Here is a 19,143-nt window from a genome sequence, read left to right as displayed (position 1 = left end):
CGGGATTTACCGAAACGCGTGTCCGGGAATTACTGAAATGCTTGTCCGGGATTTACCGAAACCCGCACTTTGCCCATCAAGGCGGCGTGCGCCCGCTGGCAACCACCGATCTGCACACGCAATTCCTGCGCCCCGGGGTGGGCAGCGCGATCCTCTGCCGGGCGCAGGTGGTGCGGGCCGGCAAGGCGCTGGTCTTTGCCCGCGCAGAGATGAGCGAAGAGGACAGCGGCAAACTGGTCGCCACCGCCACCGCCAGCTTCTTTGCCGCCTGAGGTGAGGCGCAAAACGGCTATACCGCCCTTCCTTGCTGCGCTAGCGTGACCTCATGATCCTGCGTCTTTTCCTGATTGCCCTGATCCTCGCATCCTGCGGGCGCGAGCTGACGCAGCAGGAGCGTGCCTTTCTGTCGGACATTCACGGCAGCGACCTGAAGCCGGAAAAGGTGCGCATCATGGATGGCGCGCCAGTGGCCGCGACCACCTTCCGCCGCAAACCGCGCCCGCGCGTGGCCTGCCGCGAACGTATCCTGCCGCCAGTGAAGGACGAGATCGTCACATCCTCCCCCGCAGCGGTGACGCTGTTCAACCGGATCTATTATATCCGCGACTGGTACACCGAGAATTACCTGCCCGCCTACCCCGAGCGCCTGTATCTGGTGGAGGCGATGCTGCTGGCCCATGAGGTGACCCATGTCTGGCAATGGCAGAACCGGGCCCGCACCGGATATACCCCACTGCGGGCCGCAGCCGAGCATCGCGGCAACCCCGATCCCTATCTGTTCGAGCTGGACCAGAGCCCCGATTTCCTGAGCTATGGCTATGAACAGCAAGGCGCCATCGTTGAAGAATACGTCTGCTGCCGCGCGCTGGCGCCGCAGGGCGCCCGCACCCAGCGTCTGCATGCCATGCTGAAGGATGTGATGCCGGTTTCGGACCTGCCGCAAAGCCGCCAGAGCGACGTCTACCTGCCCTGGAAAGGCGCCGATCTGCGCGGCATCTGCAGCTGAGGCATATGCTACGGCTCAGCCTTCGGCCTGGATGCTTTCGAGGTAGGTCATCAGCGCGGCCAGCGGGCGCGGTGTCGGCGTCAGGGTGCCTTCGACCTCAACCGGAATCAGCTCGCCTTCCAGCAGGGAGCCGAATTCCGGCATGTATTCGGCGCTGACCTTGCCGCGTCCGTAACCATCAATCTGCGACAGCACTGCAGCGCGCGGGAACGCACCGTCATGGCGCGCGTTGATCTTGCGCAGGTCGGGCGCATCAAGCGTGGTCTCACGCTGGGCGAGATCACCATTTTCGCCATGGCACAGCGCGCAGTTCTGATTGAACAGGATCTGTCCTTCCTGCGCGGTGGGCATGCTGTTGACGATTTCGGTGCAGGCCACGGCAAGCCCGGCCACAAGCGGCAGCATGCAAAGGATCGTTTTGGTCTTCATGGCATCGTTCCTGTCGTTCTGGCCGCAACCGTCTCAGTCAGGGGCACTGTAACCGGCAGGTTTTGCTGCGTAAACCGGCGGCGGCAGAGATGCGCCCAGAAACCGGGGCCGCGTGCGCGCGGGCCTATTGCGGCGCGGCCGCCACCGCCCCGTCCTCCAGATGCAAAACCCGGTCCATCCGCGCGGCAAGGTCAAGGTTATGGGTCGCGATCAGCGCCGACAGGCCAGAACTGCGCACCAGATCCATCAAGACGCCAAAAACCTGATCCGACGTCCCCGGATCCAGATTTCCGGTCGGCTCGTCCGCCAGCAGCACACGCGGCTGGTTGGCCAGAGCCCGGCAAAAGGCAACCCGCTGCTGCTCGCCCCCGGACATTGCTGCCGGACGGTGCCCGGCGCGGGCCGAAAGGCCGACAAGATCCAGCAGCTCTGCCGCACGCGCCCGAGCCGCCTTCTGACTGGCGCCATTGGCCAGTTGCGGCAGGACGATGTTTTCGGCGGCGGTGAACTCGGGCAACAGGTGGTGGAACTGGTAGATAAAGCCTACATCGCTACGCCGCAGACCGGTGCGCGCCCGCTCGCCCAGCCCGGTGACATCCTGCCCACCGATACACAGGCTGCCCTCGTCCGGGGTATCCAGCAGACCGGCGATATGCAGAAGGGTCGACTTGCCTGCGCCAGACGGCGCGACAAGGGCCACGACCTCGCCCGGTTTCAGGGCCAGATCGACGCCCCGCAGCACATCCACCTGCGCCGCGCTGCCCCGGTTATAGGACTTGCTGATGCCTTTCAGCTCCAGCGCCAGTGCGCCTGCCTGCGATACCTGATCATTCATAGCGCAGGGCCTCCACCGGGTTCAGCCGGGCCGCCCGCCGGGCCGGAAAGATCGTCACCACGAAGGACAGACCAAGCGACAGGGCAACGGCCGAGAGCACATCGGGCAGGTTCAGCTCTGCCGGAAGCGCATAGATGCCCCGGATCGACGGATCCCAGACCCCGCCGCCCATCGCGTAGTTCACGAAGGAGAAGATCGGATCAATATAGATCGCGAAGAGGCAGCCCAAGACCACACCGCAAAGTGTACCAATCACACCGGTAAAGGCACCACAGATGAAGAACACCCGCATCACCGATCCTTCGCTCAGGCCGATGGTGCGCAGGATACCGATATCGCGGCCCTTATTCTTGACCAGCATGATCAGCCCCGAAACGATGTTCATCGTGGCGATCAGCACCAGAATGGAAAGGATTATGAACATCACGTTGTCCTCGACCTCCAGCGCGCGCAGGAAACCACCCGAGGCATCGCGCCAGGTCCAGGCCCCGATCCCCTGTCCCGCCGCGCGCAGCAGCGGCAGCACCAATAGATCGACCTTTTCCGGGTCAGCCACCATTACCTCGATCTCGTCAGCAACGCCTTCCCGGTTGAAGAAGGCCTGCGCCGCGTCAAAGGGCATATAAAGACGGGTGCGGTCGATGTCATAGCGCCCTGCCGTGAAGATATAGACCACCTCATAGGCGTTGATACGCGGGCTGGTGCCAAATGGGGTTTTGACCCCATTGGGAGAGATCAGCTTGATCCGGTCGCCGACACTGACCCCCAACTCGCGCGCCACACCGGACCCGATGGCCACGCCTTCGCCAAACCGCTCCAGATCGCCAAGGCTTTCGTCGCTTTGGGCGACGCCAGGAATGGCCTTCAGGTCCGCGGCAGCGATACCAAAGACCTCGACCCCAGCATTGCGCTGGCGCAGGTTGGCCATCACCTGCCCTTTGATCAGCGGCGCGGCGCGGATCACACCGGGCACCTGCGACGCTGCTGCGGCCATCTCGGCGTAGTCTTCCAAGGTCCGGTCGATATTGCCCTCTGCCGTGACCTGCCCATGAGAATAGAGCGTCACATGCGCGTTGGCGCCCAGGATGGTGCCGACAAACTCAGACCGGAAGCCCGAGCGCACCGCCAACGTGGCGATCAGCGCAAATACCGCCAGAGTGATCCCGATCAGGCTGATCCAGGTCATCACGCTGACGCCGCCCTCGGCCCTGCGCGCACGCAGGTAGCGCCAGGCGATCATCCATTCAAAACGTGAAAACGGCGGAGGTGTCGTGGCCATGTGTGGTCCTGCCTGGGAGATTTGCGGACAACCTGTGCTGTCCGGCGTGCAGGGTCAAGGCAAGGCTGTATTGCCAAGGCGGTTTTGGTTTCATGGCTGGCCATCTCGCGACGGTTCCGCGCGGCGGCGGGTCCCCTGCTCTCACTCGGGAAGCCACCAAGAGACGCTCGCTCCCCGCTTACGTAATTCTACTTAAGATTGTAAAAGTTGGCGATTCATCTGATTGTATATATTCAAATATGTCCGAATACATCGGCGCCAAAATTTCGCCCGAAACGTTACTTTTTCGTTTATTTTCAGTATTTTAAATACCCACAAAGTAACCATTTCGTGACTTTGCCCCCAGGATCACAGCGACGTCAGAGACTGTGAGGGAGCCCCCCCTTGGCATCTCCACAATTCCCCCAGAAAGTGCGCAAACTTCAATTCAAACTGAGGATAACTCAATGACCGATCTTCGCATCGTCGCAACCAACACCTCTGCCCACGGCGGCACCTACACGACCCCTTTCTGGTTCGCCGCCCACGACGGCAGCTTTGACCTCTACAACACCGGCGAAGCTGCATCGGCTGCTCTGGAAGCCCTGGCCGAAGACGGTAACTTCGCTCCGGCAAACGAAGCGGTTGTGGCCGCAGACGCGGATGCCGTAACCGGCGCAGTGCTGGGTGCAGGCACCCCGCCGATTCTGGCACCGGGCGAAACCGCAACCGCAGAATTCTCCGTCGACGGTTCCTCCAACGGTCACCTGTCGCTGGCCGCAATGGTCATCCCCTCGAACGACGCCTTTGTCGGCACCGCAGATTCGCTGCAACTGTTCGACGAAAACGGCCACTTTATGGGCGCGCAAAACATCACCTTCGCAGGCAGCGACGTGCTGGATGCGGGCACCGAAGTTAACTCCGAGATCGCCGAAGAAGTGCCGCTCCTGGGCCAGATGGTGGCGAACACCGGCACCACCGAAGGTGGCGTCGTCGGCGCGCATGAAGGTTTCCTGCCCGAAGGCGAAGGCAACATCCTGGGCGGCACCAACGCGCTTGGTGAGCACATCGATGCGGTTGCGGCAGATTTCACCCGTGAGGGTGCTCAGATCGCTGAAATCCACATCAACGAATACGCTGTGACCGAAGGCTCCAACGGCTTCGATTTCATCCGCGGCTCTTCTGTGGATGATCTGGTCAACGGCGCCGGTGGCCGCGACGTTCTGATCGGCCGTGGCGGCTGGGACGAGCTGGACGGCGGCGAGGGCAACGATATCCTGATCGGCAACCGTGGCAACGACATGCTGACCGGCGGCGAAGGTCGCGACATCTTGAAAGGCGGTAGCGGTAGCGACACTCTGGACGGTGGCGCAGGTCGCGACATCCTGAAAGGCAACAAGGGCAGCGACGTGCTGGACGGTGGCGCTGGCCGTGACCGCATGAATGGCGGCCACGATGCGGACCTCTTTGTGTTCCAAACCGGCTACGACCGTGACCGCATCATTGGCTTCGATGCGGACGAAGACACGATCGCGCTGCACATCGAAGGCGTCGAAAGCTTTGACGATCTGAGCGGTCTGGCCACCGACCACGGCAACCGCACCATCCTCGACTTCGGAGAAGGCGATGCGCTGGTAATCAAGGGTGTGACCTTTGATGAGCTGAGCGCAGCAAACTTCGACTTCCTCTAAGCACGCGTGCGCAGCAAGCTTTTCGGTTTGCTGCGCAACGTCCTGTAGGAATGGCGATAGATACAAAAAGGGGGGCATCACTGCCCCCCTTTTCCATTTCAGTCTCGCGTTTGGAGGTTTCAGCCTAGTGCCTCAACCCTCTGCGCGCCGCCGCTCAGAAGCCGCGGCCCGAGGCGTGCTCGGCGTAGATCTCGACGATCTTTTTCACGGCGTCTTCCGGCGGCAGTTCCACGCTTTCGCCAGTCCGGCGCGAGGTGAGTTCCACCACGCCGTTCTTCAGCCCGCGCGGACCGACCGTAATACGCCAGGGTAGACCGATCAGATCCATGGTGGCGAATTTGCCGCCCGCGCGTTCCTTGCGGTCATCATACAGCGGGTCAAGACCAACCGCAGTCAGCGCGGCATAGATCTTGTCACAGGCCCCGTCGGCCTCGTCATCGCCTTGCTTCAGGTTGACGATACCGCAGTGGAACGGGGTCACGCCTTCGGGCCAGATGATACCCTTGTCGTCGTGGCTTGCTTCGATGATCGCGCCAACCAGACGGGAAACACCGATACCATGGCTGCCCATGTGTACGGGGATGGATTTGCCATCGGGGCCTTGCACCGTGGCCCCCATCGGTTCGGAATATTTGGTGCCGAAGTAGAAGATCTGACCGACCTCGATACCACGAGCACTGCGCTGACGCTCGGCCGGGATCTGGTCGAACAGCGCCGCGTCGTGGGTTTCGTCGGTCCGGGCATAAAGCGCGGTGAATTCTTCCATCACGGCGCGGCACTGGTCGTGATCATCATAGTCGATATTGCGCTGACCAAGGCGGATATCGGTCACCGCGCTGTCGTAGAAGACTTCGCTCTCGCCTGTGTCGGCCAGCACCAGGAACTCATGCGTATCATCGCCGCCAATGGGGCCAGAGTCCGCGCGCATCGGGATCGCCTGCAACCCCATGCGCTCATAGGTGCGTAGGTAGCTGACCAGATGACGGTTATAGGCGTGCAGCGCGTCTTCCTTGGTCAGATCGAAGTTATAGCCGTCCTTCATGTAGAATTCGCGTCCCCGCATCACGCCGAAACGCGGGCGGATCTCGTCGCGGAACTTCCACTGGATCTGGTACATGGTCAGCGGCAGATCCTTGTAGCTGCTGACATGGCTGCGGAAGATATCGGTGATCAGCTCTTCGGCGGTGGGTGTGAACAACAGATCGCGCTCGTGCCGGTCGGTGATGCGCAGCATTTCTTCGCCATAGGCATCATAGCGACCGCTTTCGCGCCACAGGTCTGCCGATTGCATGGTGGGCATCAGCACCGGGATATGGCCCGCGCGCATCTGTTCCTCATGGACGATGCCTTCGATTTTCTTCAGAACCTTGAAGCCCAGCGGCAGCCAGGAATAGATCCCGGCGGCGGACTGTTTGATCATGCCGGCCCGCAGCATGTAGCGGTGGCTGACGATCTGGGCCTCTGAAGGCGTCTCTTTCAGAACAGGCAGGAAGTAACGGGACAGGCGCATGTCGCTCTCATTCGTTCAAAGGGGTTTTCAAGCGGTCTAAGCCATCGCCGCGCCTCAGGCAATCGGGCTTTGGAGTGGCGGCAGCGGACAAACCGGATAATCGCCCGGAAAGCGCTTGAAGCACGGGTCAATTTTGTAAATGCTGGTTCAAATTTTTTGCGGAGGCCCAGATGCGCGACACCATTACCGAACCCGCCCGGGAAATCCCCGTCGTACATCGCACCGATGTGCTTGTCGTAGGCTCTGGCCCCGGCGGACTGGCGGCGGCGCTGGCAGCAGCGCGCTGCGGGGTCGATGTGACCCTGCTGGACCGGTTCGGCTGCTTTGGCGGCAATATCACCGCTGTCGGCGTCGAAGGTTTTGCCTGGTACCGGCACGAGCAGACGGTTGAGGCCGGTGGCATCGGCTGGGAATTCGAAGAACGCGCCAAGGCGATGGATGCCGCTGTGCCCGAAAGCCAGTCCCTGTCTTACGAGTTGGACGCCGAAGGCTTCAAACTGGTCGCAGATCGGCTGGTCGAGGAAGCAGGCATTCACCCGATGCTGCACCGCATGTTCGTGGCCCCGATCCGCGAAGGCAACCGGATCACCGGCGTGATCGTCGAATCAAAGGCAGGGCGCGAGGCGATCCTAGCTCAGCGGGTGATCGATGCGACAGGAGACGCCGATATCGCGCAGCTGATGGGCGCCCCCACAATCAAGACACCGGTGGAGGAAATGCAGGCCGCCAGCGTGATGTTCCACATCGCAGGCGTCGACAAGCAGAAGTTCATGGAAGGGGTCAAGGCAGACCCGCAGACCTACAGGGACTGGTCCACCGGGGAGTGGGAGGTGGAGACTTCCGGCAAGGAGGATGAGATGTTCTCTCCCTTCCTCGCCAAGCCCTTTGCGCAGGCGCTGCGCGACGGGCTGATCCCTGCGCATCTCAATACTATCGGCGGCACCTGGGGGGCTGTTCATGACAGTGGTGAGATGACCTATATGAATCTGGTGCATCTGGCAGGCTGCGACGGCACCGACCCGGACAGCATGACCCGGTTCGAGATTGAAGGACGCAAGCAGGCCATGCACGCGATCAATGCGCTGAAGGCATATACGCCTGGCTGCGAAGGCGCGCGGCTGCGCAATTTTGGCATGACCATCGGCATCCGCGACACCCGCAAGATCGACGCCCATCACAACATGACCGAGGATGAGGCCCGCAACCAGGGCCGGTTCGAGGATACCATCGGCATCTATCCCGAGTTCATCGACGGCTATGGCATCCTGATCCTGCCCACCACCGGGCGCTATATGCAGATTCCCTATCGCGCCATGCTGCCCAAAGGGGTGGAAAACCTGCTGGTGACCGGCCGCGCCATCGGCGGCGACAAGGTCGCCCATGCCGCCACCCGCAATATGGCCTGTTGCGCGGTGGCCGGTCAGGGCGCGGGCGTTGCCGCGGCACTATCCGTCAAATCCGCCTGCAGCCCGCACGCGGTGGACATTGCCGCCGTACAAGGTGAACTGACCCGTCAGGGCGTGCGCATCCACTGACGCAGACCGTGCAGAAACGCCCCTGCCCCACCCGGCACTCATTTGGCGGCACTTGCCGCTTGGCTGTTGCATGAGGCAACCGCATGGGCAATGACTGGGGTGATTGGCGAACATATCTCAGAGAGGCGCTTGGCATATGGCACTTCCGGCGAAGAAGCAGTTTCAATACTGGGGCGTTGCTGCCGTGGTTTGCGCAATCGTCCTCTGGGCTTTGGGAGACGTGTTGCTGCCCTTTGTGCTGGGCGCGGCGATTGCCTATCTGATTGATCCCATTGCCGACCGACTAGAGGCCGCAGGCCTCAGCCGTACCGCCGCAACTGCGGTGATTACTATCGGCGCCATGCTGGTCTTCATGCTGCTGCTGCTGGTGGTGGTGCCGACGCTGATCTACCAGCTGAGCGATCTGATCCGGGTTCTGCCCGAAGCCTTTCGCGATCTGCGCAACTTTGCGCAGGAACACTTCCCGTCGATCTTCACCGAAGGTAGCCGCGCGCAGCAAACCATCGCCTCCATCGCAGGCACCCTTCAGGGCAAGGGGATCGAGCTATTTGAATCCCTCGTCGGCTCAGCCGTCTCGGTCGTCAACCTGCTGGTGCTTTTCGTGATCGTTCCGGTTGTCTCGGTCTATCTGCTGCTGGACTGGGACCGGATGATCGAACGGATCGACGCGCTGCTGCCGCTGGACCATGCGCCGGTGATCCGCAAGCTAGCCGGTGAGATTGACGATGTGCTTGCCTCTTTCATCCGCGGCATGGGCACGGTCTGCCTGATTTTGGGCGTTTACTACGCTGTCGCCCTGATGCTGGTTGGTCTGAATTTCGGACTGGCGGTGGGTTTCATCGCCGGGCTCGTCACCTTCATTCCCTATCTGGGGGCGCTGGTGGGCGGCGCTCTGGCTATCGGACTTGCCCTGTTCCAGTTCTGGGGCGAATGGTGGTCGATCGGGCTGGTAGCCGGGATTTTTGCACTGGGTCAGGTGATCGAGGGCAATTACCTTACTCCGAAACTGGTTGGCGGATCCGTTGGCCTGCATCCGGTCTGGCTGCTGCTGGCCCTGTCGGTCTTTGGCGCGCTTTTTGGCTTTGTCGGCATGCTGGTTGCCGTGCCTGTTGCGGCAGCCTTGGGCGTAGTTGCACGTTTCCTCACGGGACAGTATCTGCACAGCCGTCTGTACCAGGGACTGAGCCACCGGGATTCGAAAAAGTAATATGGCGCAACAACTCAGCTTTGACCTGCCCGCCAAAACGGCTTTGGGCCGGGACGACTTTTTTGTCGCCCCGTCGAATGCCATGGCTGTGGCGCTGCTGGATCCGGGGTTCTCATGGCCCAGTGGCAAACTGGTTCTGACCGGCCCTGCCGGATCGGGAAAGACGCATTTGGCCCATGTCTGGGCCAGCCAGTCCGGCGCCCGGATCGTGCCGGCGGCAGATCTGACCGAGGCGATGGTGCCCGAGCTGGCAACCGCGCCCGTGGTCTTGGAGGACGTGCCGCAGATCGCCTCTGACAAATCCGCCCAGGAGGCTCTGTTTCACCTGCATAACTTGGTGCTGGCAAACGGGTTTGCCCTGATGATGACGGGGCGCGCGGCGCCCAACCTTTGGGGGCTGAGCCTGCCGGACCTGCAAAGCCGTGTTCAGGCCGCCACCCATGCCGAGCTGCAGCCGCCGGACGATGCCTTGTTGGCTGTGGTTCTGGCGAAGCTCTTCAATGACCGCCAGATCACCCCGAAACCCGACGTGATCCCCTATCTTGTGGCCCATATGGATCGCTCGTTTGCTGCGGCAGCCCGGATCGTCGAACAACTGGACCGCCTGTCGCTGGCGGAAAAACGCAACCTGTCGCGCCCCCTGGCGGTGCGGCTGATGTCCGAAGACCGCAGTGTTGCGGGCGAAACCCGGGTTGCCGGGACCGGCGGTTGACCCCGGCCCCACCCTAAACCATCCTAGATTCGAGACCCAAGACGGAGCGCCGACACCCGTGACCGAGGATCCTGCCACCCCCGACGCCACCGCCGACTGGGGGCCCTTTGGCCGCCCGCTGTTCGATGATCCCGATTCAAGGGCGCTGTCCCGGGTCGGGGTGGTGGATGTCGGGTCGAACTCCGTGCGTCTGGTCGTCTTTGACGGCGCGGCCCGCAGCCCGGCCTATTTCTACAACGAGAAGATCATGTGCGCCCTGGGGGCTGGCCTCTCGGAAACCGGGCGCCTGAACCCCGAGGGACGCAAACGCGCGCTGGCCGCGCTGCGCCGGTTCCAACACCTTGCCGATGGGATGGGGTTGCCACCCCTGTCGGTGGTCGCCACAGCTGCCGTGCGCGATGCCGAGGATGGCCCGGAGTTCTGCGCCGATGTGCTTCGCGAAACCGGGCTAAAGATCTGGGTGATCGACGGTCAGGAAGAAGCGCGCCTGTCCGCACAGGGCGTGTTGTTGGGCTGGCCCGGCTCTTATGGCCTGGTCTGCGATATCGGCGGCTCCTCGATGGAGCTGGCGGAAATCCACGACGGCGAGGTCGGCAAACGCGTCACCTCCTCTCTTGGCCCGCTGAAACTGCGGGACATCAAGGGCGGGCGCCGGGGGCGCAAGGCTCATATCGCCGAGGTCATGGCGGAACTGCGCGAGGAAATGGGCAAGCAGACCGACCGTCTGTTCCTGGTCGGCGGCAGCTGGCGCGCCATCGCCCGCATCGACATGGCCCGGCGCGGGTATCCGCTGAAGGTTCTGCACGAATACCGGATGAGCGCCAAGGACGTGCGCGCCACCCTGAAATATATCGAGAAACGCGACATCGAGGAGTTGCGCGCCGAAACCGGCATCTCCAACGCGCGGATGTCCTTGGTGCCCTATGCGATCGATGTGCTGTCCCGACTGGTCAAGACCTTCAAGCCCAAGGATATCGCCGTCTCAAGCTATGGCATCCGCGAAGGGCTGCTCTACGAACAGATGCCCCAACGCCTGCGCGAACGCGATCCGCTGGTCGAAGCCAGCCGTTTTGCCGAGGCCAAGGACGCCCGCATTCCCGGCTTCGGCAAGACGCTCTATGATTTTGTCATCCCGCTGTTCAGCAATGGGCCGCACACCAAGAAACGCCTGATCAAGGCTGCCAGCCTGCTGCATGATGTCAGCTGGCGCGCCCACCCCGACTATCGGGCTGAAGTCTGTTTCGACAATGCCACCCGTGCCAACCTCGGCGGGCTGAAACATTCCGAACGCGTATTCCTGGGGTTGGCGCTTCTGCATCGCTACCGCAACAAACGCCAGGGCACCGCCTTTGAATACCTTTATGATCTCTTGGATGAAAAAGGGCAGAAAGAGGCGGAAATCCTGGGCAAGGCCATGCGGTTTGGTGCCATGCTGATGGTCAGCGAAAACGGCGACATCGGTAAGCTGAAGTGGCAACCGCGCAAGAAACACTTGACGCTGGAACTGCCGAAAGCGACGGAGGCCCTTTATGGTGAGGTCGCCGAGGCCCGCCTGAAATCGCTCTGCGACACGCTGGAGGCAGAGCTGACCGTCAAAATTGTTGGCTAACCCGGTCGGCTGCGTAGACCGATTGGATCAACGGATAACAAAGGCGCGCGTCACCCTACGGCTTGCGTCCGTTAGAGATCGGTAACGCCGTTCTCCGGGACTTCGTCCTTCTCTTCAGGAGAGGGCGCCTCTGGCTTCTTGCGGATGATGATATCGCCATTGGGCAGGATTTCCGGCAGCTCGTAGCTGCTCCAATCCTCGACCTCGGCCGCAATGGCTGCCAGCGCCGGTCCCATCTCGGACAGAAATTCCCGCATGGAGGGGCCGATTTCTGCGGCCAACCCTTCCAGATCTTCCAGCGCGGGGGCCATTTCCTTGCGCAGCCCTTCCCAGAACAGCTCGGCGCCCTTTTCCATCAAACCCTTGCCATTCTCCTCGCTCTCCTGCGCCGCCACAGGGGCGGACAGGCACAGCAGGCAGGCGGCACTTACATGTAAAAACCGTTTCATGGGTCCAATATAAGCTTCCTATGCGATGATTTTAAGTCAGATCGATATCGAGGCTGACAGGGAAATGATCCGAGGCCATGAGCAGCGCCTCGCGCAGGACCTCATCGGCATAGCAATCAGCGTCCTCGAACGGGTGCCAGATCCGCCAGCGAGGATTATAGGCCGTCAGGCTTTGTGAAATCATCACATAGTCAAGGCACGCCCGGAAGAACCGTTTCTTTTCCTCATCATAAAACCGCGCGGTGCTGGGCACGATGCCGGGCCGGGGCTTTTTCAGGCTTTCGGCATGGGGATCGGTCAGATCCTGCCCCATGATAATCTCAACCGAGGACTGCCCGAAAAGGCGCTCGTATTCATCCAGACCCGGACCATCGTTCAGATCGCCCATCAGGATCAGATCATCCCCTGCCGCGATATGATCGGCAATGCGCCGGTGCAGCCAGATCGCCTGTGCCAACTGCGTGCGCCGGTTCTCAATGGCGCGCTGGATGATGGCGTCATGCCCCTTCACCCCATAGGGCGCCTTGGATTTCAGATGCGCGCCGATCATCCGCAGGGTCTTCCCCCCGGCTGTCGTGACGTTCAGCTCCAGCGGCGGCTTTGAAAACCGCACATGTTCCGGGATGGAATCGGTGTCGAGGTCCAGCTCGAAACGGGTATCGAAACGCGGCGCTTCCTTGCTGCTCCGGGCATCGTGTTCGGCGCTCAGCACCGCTGGGTCGTACATCAGGGCGATTTCCTGGTGGGTATCGGTGGCAAAGCCGCTGATCACCTCATTGGCGCGCAGCCCCGCCTCGGCGGCAAAAGCGCCAAGAGCGCGCACGGTCCGCTGCCGCCGCCCGGTATTGGGCGCCTCGATCACCATCACCGCGTCGGCATCAAGCGTCTGGAAAACATGCGCCAGCGATACCCCTTGGGTGTAGCGATCCACCCCGTGCCGCCCCGAGGGTTTATTGTCCAGAATAAGCTGGTCATTCTTGTCGAAGAGGTGTGAAAACCACTCGATATTATAGGTGACCAGCCGCATGTGCCCCGCATCCGTTGATCTCGTCCCAGGCGCGGTTGATGTCGATCATCCGCTTTTCCGCCAGACGCACCGCCTCTTCGGGGACGCCCCGAGCCAGCATTGCATCGGGATGGGTTTCCCGCACCAGTTTGCGCCAATGCTTGCGGATTTCATCAATCGGCATATCCGCCGACACCCCCAGAACTGTATAGGGATCCTTTGGCGCATCGGTCACAAACCGCGCGCGCAGGGCAGTGAACTGTTGCGGTGTCTGACCGAAGATGCGGCTGACCTCTTCCAGAAACTCATTCTCGCCGGGATGATAGAACCCATCTGCCAGCGCGATGTGAAACAGTCCTTCCATCAGATCGCAAAGGGTCGCCGGATCATTGGCAAACATGCGCTGGATACGCGCCGCATAGTCCTGATAGCCCGCCACATCGGTGCGCGCCATGTTGAAGACCCGGGCCGCGCCTGCCTCGTCATCGCGGGCGATCTGGAACACCTCGCGAAAGGCGGTCACCTCGTCCCGGGTGACCTGCCCGTCCGCCTTGGCCATCTTGGCCCCCAGCGCGATCACCGCGATGGCAAAACCCACGGTGCGTTCAGGTGGCGCCCGCAGGCGGTCAAAAACATCCGCCAGGCTTTCACCCTTGGCCAGCGCGCCCAGCGCATCGGATATGCGGCTCCAAAGAGACATAAGAAAAGCCTAATGCGGTTTGCGCGACCTGTCAGGACCACAGGCACCGGAAACAGGTGATTTTTTAACGCAGCAGACGAATACCGTGCGGCGTGTCGAATTCTGCCTCCATGGCAGCAGGTCCGGTTTCAAACACCAACCGACCGTCGTTGAGCGGCAAAAGCGCTTCAAGATCGGCCGCATCGGGATGCGCGATCACAAGGCGCCGCAACGCGCAGCCCTGCTGCTCCAGCCGAGGCGCGGGATGGGCGCTGTGCCATTCGATGAGCGCTGGAAACAGATTGTCAAAAGGCAGCTTGCCATCGGCGGGCACTGCCATATCCCAGACCAGATCGCCTCGGGTCAGCGGCACCGGGATCCCGGCCCCATCCGGCATCCGCTCCAGCAACTCCGGCAGGCCGGTTGCGCGGCAGATCCAGTTGGTCAGGCGCGGCATCCCGGAGAAACTATCGAGATCGAACCAGCGCGGACTGCGTTCCGGCGTTGCCTCGGGATCAATGGCGATGGCCTCCAGATAAAGCCCGTCCGCCAGCCCCAAAAGCCGGTTGTGCGTGCCGAATACCGGGTGCTGCCCGCCTGTCTGAAGCAGCACGCCAAGCGCGGCTTCGACATGGGCCGTGGCCTCCGCAAGCGTTTCACCGGCGACGGCAATGTGATCCAGTTCCATGGCTAAGCCCCTGTTGCGACTGATTTGTGTCGTTGTCTTTCGCGCGGACCCTAGCAAATTCACAGCGGAAGGAAACCCGCCACCTGAGCCGAAGGGCGCATAGCAACATCGCGGGTCTGACTGGGGGGGCCGATTTCAGCTTGATCTAAAGTCAACTTCAGAAATTAGGCTTGGAATCATCTGGCGCCCTGCCCGGCCTCGCGCCGCGCAGAAACGCGCATCATGACATAAAGCACAGACCCGCGGGGCCGCGCCCCGCCGGAACCGGAGAAGATCATGCACGACCAACTACCCCCGGAACAATGGGCCGCTCAACATATCCTTGGCATCTATGAAACCCACCTGCCGGTGCGGGATCTGGACCAGTCGCTGGCGTTTTATTGCGGCCAGTTGGGGTTGCCGCTGGCCCGGCGGCTGCCGGAGCGCAATGTCGCGTTTCTCTGGGCCGGACCAAAAGAAACCGGGATGCTGGGGCTTTGGGGCGCGGGCAGCGCGCCGCTGAGCATGCAGCTGCATTTTGCCTTTCGCGCCACGAAAGAGGCAGTACTTCAGTCCTTTGAGCGCCTGCCCACCCAGGGTATCACACCGCTTGGATTTAATGGCGCACCGGCGGATGAGCCTGTAGTTCTAGGCTGGATGCCTGCTGTCTCTGTCTATTTCAAGGACCCGGACGGCCATTCCATCGAGATGTTGCATATGCTGGATGAGGCGCCAGATGCGGATTTTGGCGTGGGCGATTATTCCGTATGGGAGAACCGGACGCACCGTTGATCCTGACGAGGAGAAGGCGGCTGAAACAGAAAACCCGGCGCCACGGGGCGCCGGGTGTCTCTTTTTCAGGCCAACGCGCTGACCGCAGGGATCAGCTGCGCGCCTCGCGGATCAGTTTCAGGATATCCTGCGCCGCCTCGGGGATATTGGTACCGGGGCCGAAGATCGCCTTGACGCCATTGTCATAAAGGAACTGATAGTCCTGCTGCGGAATAACACCGCCGCAGATCACGATGATGTCCTCTGCGCCTTGCTCTTTCAGCGCCTGAACCAGCTGCGGTGCCAGCGTCTTGTGACCTGCGGCCTGGCTGGAGATCCCGACCACATGCACATCGTTGTCGATAGCATCCTGTGCGGCCTCATCCGGGGTCTGGAACAGCGGGCCTACGTCGACGTCAAAACCGATATCAGCAAAGGCGGTCGCGATCACCTTGGCGCCGCGGTCGTGACCGTCTTGCCCCATTTTCACCACCAGAAGACGCGGACGGCGCCCTTCATCTGCAGCGAATTCATCGATCGATTTCTGGATCGCGGCAAAACCTTCGTCGCCTTCGTAAGCGGCGCCATAGACACCGGCCAGGGTTTTCACCTCGGCGCTGTGACGGCCGAATTCCTTTTCCATCGCCATGCTGATCTCTCCGACCGAAGCCCGGGCGCGGGCAGCTTCGACTGCGGCGGCCAGAAGGTTGCCACCTTCCTTGGCCACGCGGGTGACTTCATCCAAGGCAGCCGTGCAGGCCGCATCGTCGCGGGTGGCGCGGATCTTTTCCAGCCGCGCGATCTGGCTTTCGCGGACCTTGACGTTATCCACGTCCAGAATGTCGATCGGGTCTTCTTTTTCCTTGCGGTACTTGTTGACGCCGACGATCACCTCTTCGCCGCGGTCGATCATCGCCTGGCGACGGGCAGCGCTTTCTTCGATGCGCAGCTTGGGCATGCCAGAGGCGACCGCCTTGGTCATGCCGCCCATTTGCTCGACCTCTTCCATCAGGGCCCAGGCCTTGTCGATCAGCTCATTCGTCAGGCTTTCCACGTAGTAGGAACCGGCCAGCGGGTCGACCACATTGGTGACGCCGGTTTCTTCCTGCAGCACCAACTGGGTGTTACGGGCGATACGAGCCGAGAAATCCGTCGGCAGGGCAATCGCTTCGTCAAGCGCGTTGGTGTGCAGCGACTGGGTGCCGCCGAGGACAGCCGACATCGCTTCATAGGCGGTGCGGATCACGTTGTTATAGGGATCCTGCTCTTGCAAGCTGACGCCCGAGGTCTGGCAGTGGGTGCGCAGCATCTTGGAACGATCATTCTTGGCGCCAAAGTCGGTCATCACCCGGTGCCACAGGGTACGTGCGGCCCGGAGTTTAGAGATCTCCATAAAGAAGTTCATGCCGATGGCAAAGAAGAACGACAGACGGCCTGCGAACTTGTCCACGTCCATCCCGGCCTCGATCGCGGCGCGCACGTATTCGCGCCCATCAGCCAGCGTATAGGCCAGTTCCTGCACCAGGTTCGCGCCGGCCTCCTGCATGTGGTAGCCGGAGATCGAGATGGAGTTGAATTTCGGCATCTCGTTCGACGTATATTCGATGATGTCCGAAATGATCCGCATCGAGGGTTCGGGCGGATAGATATAGGTGTTGCGCACCATGAACTCTTTCAGAATGTCGTTCTGAATGGTACCCGCCAGCAGGCTCTTGTCGTGGCCCTGCTCTTCACCTGCGACGATGAAGTTCGCCAGGATCGGGATCACCGCGCCGTTCATGGTCATCGACACCGAGACCTTGTCGAGCGGGATACCGTCAAAGAGGATTTTCATGTCCTCGACACTGTCGATGGCAACGCCGGCCTTGCCGACATCGCCCACCACGCGGGGGTGGTCGCTGTCATAACCGCGGTGGGTGGCCAAGTCGAAGGCAACCGAGACGCCCTGCTGACCGGCAGCCAGGTTGCGGCGATAGAATGCGTTACTTTCCTCGGCGGTCGAGAAACCGGCGTATTGCCGGATGGTCCAGGGGCGGCCGGCATACATGGTCGCCTTCACGCCTCGCGTGAACGGGCCGAACCCTGGAAGCGTGCCCATATGGGGCAGCGCCTTGGTGTCTTCCTCGGTATAAAGCGGCTTGACGTCGATCCCTTCGAGCGTCTGCCAGGTCAGGTCCTCAAGCGGGCGGCCACGCAGCTCTTTTTCAGCCAGAGCCCGCCAATCGTCTGTCTTCGTCATGGGGTCTTCCTCTCGTCAAGTCGGTACGGAGCGGGTTTTGTCCCGCCACCTGTTTTTCCGGGTCATACATAATACGGGCCAGGCCATCGGCGCCCGAGGCCAGCCACATGAGATCATCAGCGTAACGCTCGCGCAGCACCGCGCTTTGCACCTCGTCCAGGGGGCGCCAGCGGCCCTCTCCTTCGGGCAGGCTCCGGGCGGCCGAGGTTGGGATCATGCCGCGCAGTTCTTCCAGTCGCGGGGACGCCGCATGGCGCATGCGGGCGTTTTCGCGTGGCGCCTTGCACCCGGTCAGCAGCTCCAGCTGCAACTCGGGGCGGCCCCCAAAGGTTTCAAAGGGCAGCACCCGGATTTCAGTATCCGGCATGCTGCAGGCCATGTCGGTCAGCACATCACGCCAGCTGCGGGAGCTTTCAAGCAGCCGGTTCAACTGCCCCGCGGCAGGCACCCGATGGCCACGCGCAACTGCATAGGTCAGCGCTGAGGTCCAGTAAGCTTCGAGGCTGCGCAGGTTCACCGCCAGCACCGACACCCTGCCATCAAAGGCTTCGTTGAAGCGCGCCAGACGTTCTCCGATCCCGCAGTAGAGCCCGGCAAGGCGCAGGTTTTCCCGCACGCTGCCGATCATGTTCTCGTCGCTGATCAGCAACTGCTCGGTACCCGCATCGCGGCTCTGGTCCAGACGCATCCGAAGCCGCCCACGCGCCCGTTTGGAGGCCGCCGCAGCGCTGCCCACGGACGGGGTTGGTTGAATGCCGTGAAACAGCCCGTCCCGGGTCAGATCCGGGCCCCAGACCTCCAGCCGCTGTTCGGCCAGCGTGGCGGCATTGAACCGCAGATAATCCTGAAACGAGGTGGTGGCGCACCGATGAGCACCGACATGAACAATTACTTGCATCGCTTTTCCAGTCCTTTGGACGGGGTCCGTTTTTGCGGACCATCAGAGGGAGACGGACGGATCATGCCCTCTTCACCCTCTCAAAGCGGTTAATGTCCTCTGAATTTTTTTCGGCTCGGACACATTCGGCCATCGCATTCGCACCGGCGCGGCATATATTGACAGCAACAGGAGAGATCATGAAACCAATCCTAGCCCTTGTTCTGACAGCTTTTCTTCCCTGCGCCACCATTGCAGCCGGTGCCAGCGCCGAGGAAGCAACCACCGCCGATACCACAGGGTGGATCGAACCAGAGTACAAAGGCGATCTGAGCGATTTCCTGTGGCACAAACGGCCCGTTGTGGTCTTTGCCGACAGCCCTGAGGATCCGCGATTCCATGACCAGATGGAACGGCTGGCAAAACGTGCGGCGGATTTGCTGGACCGGGACGTGGTTGTTCTGACCGACACCGATCCAAGCGCGCGGTCCGACCTGCGCAAGAAACTGCGCCCGCGCGGCTTTATGCTGGTGTTGGTGGGCAAAGACGGCGGTGTGAAACTGCGAAAACCGCATCCCTGGACAGTGCGGGAGCTGACCCGGACCATCGACAAATTCCCATCGCGCCTGCGCGAGGTCGAAGAACGCCGCGGCAGCTGAGGCG

General features: G+C 61.7%; 19 protein-coding genes. 9 read left to right on the top strand and 10 right to left on the bottom strand.

What is annotated here, in order from left to right; translation table 11 throughout:
• A partial coding sequence (locus C6W91_RS13720) for a PaaI family thioesterase (protein ID WP_370570935.1) occupies positions 1 to 272 on the top strand: 272 nt, incomplete at its 5' end.
• A gap of 53 nt (positions 273 to 325) precedes the next feature.
• Positions 326 to 1,006, top strand: a complete 681-nt coding sequence (locus C6W91_RS13715; RefSeq protein WP_274832522.1) for a hypothetical protein — start codon at positions 326 to 328, stop codon at positions 1,004 to 1,006.
• A 15-nt stretch (positions 1,007 to 1,021) separates the two neighbouring features.
• Here C6W91_RS13715 and C6W91_RS13710 read toward each other — a convergent pair whose 3' ends face one another.
• The 3 genes from C6W91_RS13710 to C6W91_RS13700 all read right to left on the bottom strand — a co-directional run bounded on the left by C6W91_RS13710 (position 1,022) and on the right by C6W91_RS13700 (position 3,549).
• On the bottom strand, positions 1,022 to 1,435 hold the full coding sequence (locus C6W91_RS13710) for a c-type cytochrome (protein ID WP_274838652.1): 414 nt from the start codon (positions 1,433 to 1,435) through the stop codon (positions 1,022 to 1,024).
• 124 nt (positions 1,436 to 1,559) lie between these two features.
• Positions 1,560 to 2,270: an ABC transporter ATP-binding protein gene (locus tag C6W91_RS13705; protein ID WP_065270735.1), complete on the bottom strand. Its 711-nt coding sequence runs from the start codon at positions 2,268 to 2,270 to the stop codon at positions 1,560 to 1,562.
• Positions 2,263 to 3,549 (bottom strand): lipoprotein-releasing ABC transporter permease subunit, encoded by a 1,287-nt coding sequence (locus C6W91_RS13700; RefSeq protein WP_274835708.1) that lies wholly within the window; start codon positions 3,547 to 3,549, stop codon positions 2,263 to 2,265. Before C6W91_RS13700 ends, C6W91_RS13705 begins: the two co-directional genes overlap by 8 nt.
• Before the next feature lie 446 nt (positions 3,550 to 3,995).
• Here C6W91_RS13700 and C6W91_RS13695 point away from each other — a divergent pair, with 446 nt between their 5' ends.
• Positions 3,996 to 5,219, top strand: coding sequence for a spondin domain-containing protein (locus tag C6W91_RS13695; RefSeq protein WP_274835709.1), 1,224 nt, complete (start codon positions 3,996 to 3,998; stop codon positions 5,217 to 5,219).
• Between the two features lie 154 nt (positions 5,220 to 5,373).
• Here C6W91_RS13695 and proS read toward each other — a convergent pair whose 3' ends face one another.
• The gene (gene proS, locus C6W91_RS13690; RefSeq protein ID WP_274838651.1) at positions 5,374 to 6,729 is read right to left on the bottom strand and encodes a proline--tRNA ligase; all 1,356 of its coding nucleotides are present in this window, start codon (positions 6,727 to 6,729) and stop codon (positions 5,374 to 5,376) included.
• Positions 6,730 to 6,899: 170 nt separating this feature from the next.
• On the opposite strand from proS, the gene C6W91_RS13685 reads away from it, so the two are divergent.
• The 4 genes from C6W91_RS13685 (at position 6,900) to C6W91_RS13670 (ending at position 11,792) form a co-directional block, all read left to right on the top strand.
• On the top strand, positions 6,900 to 8,264 hold the full coding sequence (locus C6W91_RS13685) for an FAD-dependent oxidoreductase (protein ID WP_274838650.1): 1,365 nt from the start codon (positions 6,900 to 6,902) through the stop codon (positions 8,262 to 8,264).
• Positions 8,265 to 8,400: 136 nt separating this feature from the next.
• Positions 8,401 to 9,471 (top strand): AI-2E family transporter, encoded by a 1,071-nt coding sequence (locus C6W91_RS13680; protein WP_274838649.1) that lies wholly within the window; start codon positions 8,401 to 8,403, stop codon positions 9,469 to 9,471.
• 1 nt (position 9,472) lies between these two features.
• Entirely contained in the window at positions 9,473 to 10,183 is a 711-nt protein-coding gene (locus C6W91_RS13675) for a DnaA ATPase domain-containing protein (protein WP_274838648.1), read from the top strand.
• Positions 10,184 to 10,241: 58 nt separating this feature from the next.
• Positions 10,242 to 11,792, top strand: a complete 1,551-nt coding sequence (locus C6W91_RS13670) for a Ppx/GppA family phosphatase (RefSeq protein WP_274835713.1) — start codon at positions 10,242 to 10,244, stop codon at positions 11,790 to 11,792.
• Positions 11,793 to 11,863: 71 nt separating this feature from the next.
• On the opposite strand, the gene C6W91_RS13665 is transcribed toward C6W91_RS13670, so the two are convergent.
• The 4 genes from C6W91_RS13665 to C6W91_RS13650 all read right to left on the bottom strand — a co-directional run bounded on the left by C6W91_RS13665 (position 11,864) and on the right by C6W91_RS13650 (position 14,614).
• Positions 11,864 to 12,241, bottom strand: a complete 378-nt coding sequence (locus tag C6W91_RS13665) for a hypothetical protein (protein ID WP_274835714.1) — start codon at positions 12,239 to 12,241, stop codon at positions 11,864 to 11,866.
• 31 nt (positions 12,242 to 12,272) lie between these two features.
• Positions 12,273 to 13,268 carry an endonuclease/exonuclease/phosphatase family protein gene (locus tag C6W91_RS13660; protein ID WP_274838647.1) on the bottom strand — a complete coding sequence of 332 codons (996 nt, stop codon included), beginning with the start codon at positions 13,266 to 13,268 and terminating at the stop codon, positions 12,273 to 12,275.
• Positions 13,249 to 13,947, bottom strand: a complete 699-nt coding sequence (locus C6W91_RS13655) for a molecular chaperone DjiA (protein WP_274828372.1) — start codon at positions 13,945 to 13,947, stop codon at positions 13,249 to 13,251. Before C6W91_RS13655 ends, C6W91_RS13660 begins: the two co-directional genes overlap by 20 nt.
• Before the next feature lie 64 nt (positions 13,948 to 14,011).
• Positions 14,012 to 14,614 carry a VOC family protein gene (locus C6W91_RS13650; protein WP_274838646.1) on the bottom strand — a complete coding sequence of 201 codons (603 nt, stop codon included), beginning with the start codon at positions 14,612 to 14,614 and terminating at the stop codon, positions 14,012 to 14,014.
• Between the two features lie 276 nt (positions 14,615 to 14,890).
• Here C6W91_RS13650 and C6W91_RS13645 point away from each other — a divergent pair, with 276 nt between their 5' ends.
• A complete protein-coding gene (locus C6W91_RS13645) occupies positions 14,891 to 15,385 on the top strand; it encodes a VOC family protein (protein WP_274835717.1) in 495 nt (164 codons plus the stop codon).
• A 91-nt stretch (positions 15,386 to 15,476) separates the two neighbouring features.
• Here the strand turns inward: C6W91_RS13645 and scpA are convergent, their stop codons facing one another.
• Positions 15,477 to 17,603: a methylmalonyl-CoA mutase gene (gene scpA, locus C6W91_RS13640; protein WP_370570933.1), complete on the bottom strand. Its 2,127-nt coding sequence runs from the start codon at positions 17,601 to 17,603 to the stop codon at positions 15,477 to 15,479.
• Complete coding sequence (locus C6W91_RS13635) at positions 17,569 to 18,501, bottom strand: hypothetical protein (RefSeq protein WP_274838644.1); 933 nt, start codon at positions 18,499 to 18,501, stop codon at positions 17,569 to 17,571. Before C6W91_RS13635 ends, scpA begins: the two co-directional genes overlap by 35 nt.
• A gap of 179 nt (positions 18,502 to 18,680) precedes the next feature.
• Between C6W91_RS13635 and C6W91_RS13630 the strand changes: the two genes are divergently transcribed.
• Positions 18,681 to 19,139, top strand: coding sequence for a DUF4174 domain-containing protein (locus C6W91_RS13630; protein WP_065270749.1), 459 nt, complete (start codon positions 18,681 to 18,683; stop codon positions 19,137 to 19,139).
• Positions 19,140 to 19,143 lie beyond the last annotated feature (4 nt).

The organism is Phaeobacter sp. SYSU ZJ3003 (genome assembly GCF_041300735.1).
In the GTDB taxonomy this organism is placed as follows: domain Bacteria; phylum Pseudomonadota; class Alphaproteobacteria; order Rhodobacterales; family Rhodobacteraceae; genus Phycobacter; species Phycobacter gallaeciensis_A.
Note: the sequence above shows the minus strand (reverse complement) of the source record. Positions and strands in the feature narration are given on the sequence as shown.

What these genes read in the sequence shown, in the direction of transcription:
- C6W91_RS13685 (WP_274838650.1), top strand. Translation starts at nt 6,900, where the DNA reads ATGCGCGACACCATTACCGAACCCGCCCGGGAAATCCCCGTCGTACAT.
- C6W91_RS13665 (WP_274835714.1), bottom strand. Translation starts at nt 12,241, where the DNA reads ATGAAACGGTTTTTACATGTAAGTGCCGCCTGCCTGCTGTGCCTGTCC.
- C6W91_RS13645 (WP_274835717.1), top strand. Translation starts at nt 14,891, where the DNA reads ATGCACGACCAACTACCCCCGGAACAATGGGCCGCTCAACATATCCTT.
- proS (WP_274838651.1), bottom strand. Translation starts at nt 6,729, where the DNA reads ATGCGCCTGTCCCGTTACTTCCTGCCTGTTCTGAAAGAGACGCCTTCA.
- C6W91_RS13635 (WP_274838644.1), bottom strand. Translation starts at nt 18,501, where the DNA reads ATGCAAGTAATTGTTCATGTCGGTGCTCATCGGTGCGCCACCACCTCG.
- C6W91_RS13680 (WP_274838649.1), top strand. Translation starts at nt 8,401, where the DNA reads ATGGCACTTCCGGCGAAGAAGCAGTTTCAATACTGGGGCGTTGCTGCC.
- C6W91_RS13630 (WP_065270749.1), top strand. Translation starts at nt 18,681, where the DNA reads ATGAAACCAATCCTAGCCCTTGTTCTGACAGCTTTTCTTCCCTGCGCC.
- C6W91_RS13675 (WP_274838648.1), top strand. Translation starts at nt 9,473, where the DNA reads ATGGCGCAACAACTCAGCTTTGACCTGCCCGCCAAAACGGCTTTGGGC.
- C6W91_RS13700 (WP_274835708.1), bottom strand. Translation starts at nt 3,549, where the DNA reads ATGGCCACGACACCTCCGCCGTTTTCACGTTTTGAATGGATGATCGCC.
- C6W91_RS13660 (WP_274838647.1), bottom strand. Translation starts at nt 13,268, where the DNA reads ATGCGGCTGGTCACCTATAATATCGAGTGGTTTTCACACCTCTTCGAC.
- C6W91_RS13655 (WP_274828372.1), bottom strand. Translation starts at nt 13,947, where the DNA reads ATGTCTCTTTGGAGCCGCATATCCGATGCGCTGGGCGCGCTGGCCAAG.
- C6W91_RS13710 (WP_274838652.1), bottom strand. Translation starts at nt 1,435, where the DNA reads ATGAAGACCAAAACGATCCTTTGCATGCTGCCGCTTGTGGCCGGGCTT.
- C6W91_RS13705 (WP_065270735.1), bottom strand. Translation starts at nt 2,270, where the DNA reads ATGAATGATCAGGTATCGCAGGCAGGCGCACTGGCGCTGGAGCTGAAA.
- C6W91_RS13650 (WP_274838646.1), bottom strand. Translation starts at nt 14,614, where the DNA reads ATGGAACTGGATCACATTGCCGTCGCCGGTGAAACGCTTGCGGAGGCC.
- C6W91_RS13695 (WP_274835709.1), top strand. Translation starts at nt 3,996, where the DNA reads ATGACCGATCTTCGCATCGTCGCAACCAACACCTCTGCCCACGGCGGC.
- scpA (WP_370570933.1), bottom strand. Translation starts at nt 17,603, where the DNA reads ATGACGAAGACAGACGATTGGCGGGCTCTGGCTGAAAAAGAGCTGCGT.
- C6W91_RS13715 (WP_274832522.1), top strand. Translation starts at nt 326, where the DNA reads ATGATCCTGCGTCTTTTCCTGATTGCCCTGATCCTCGCATCCTGCGGG.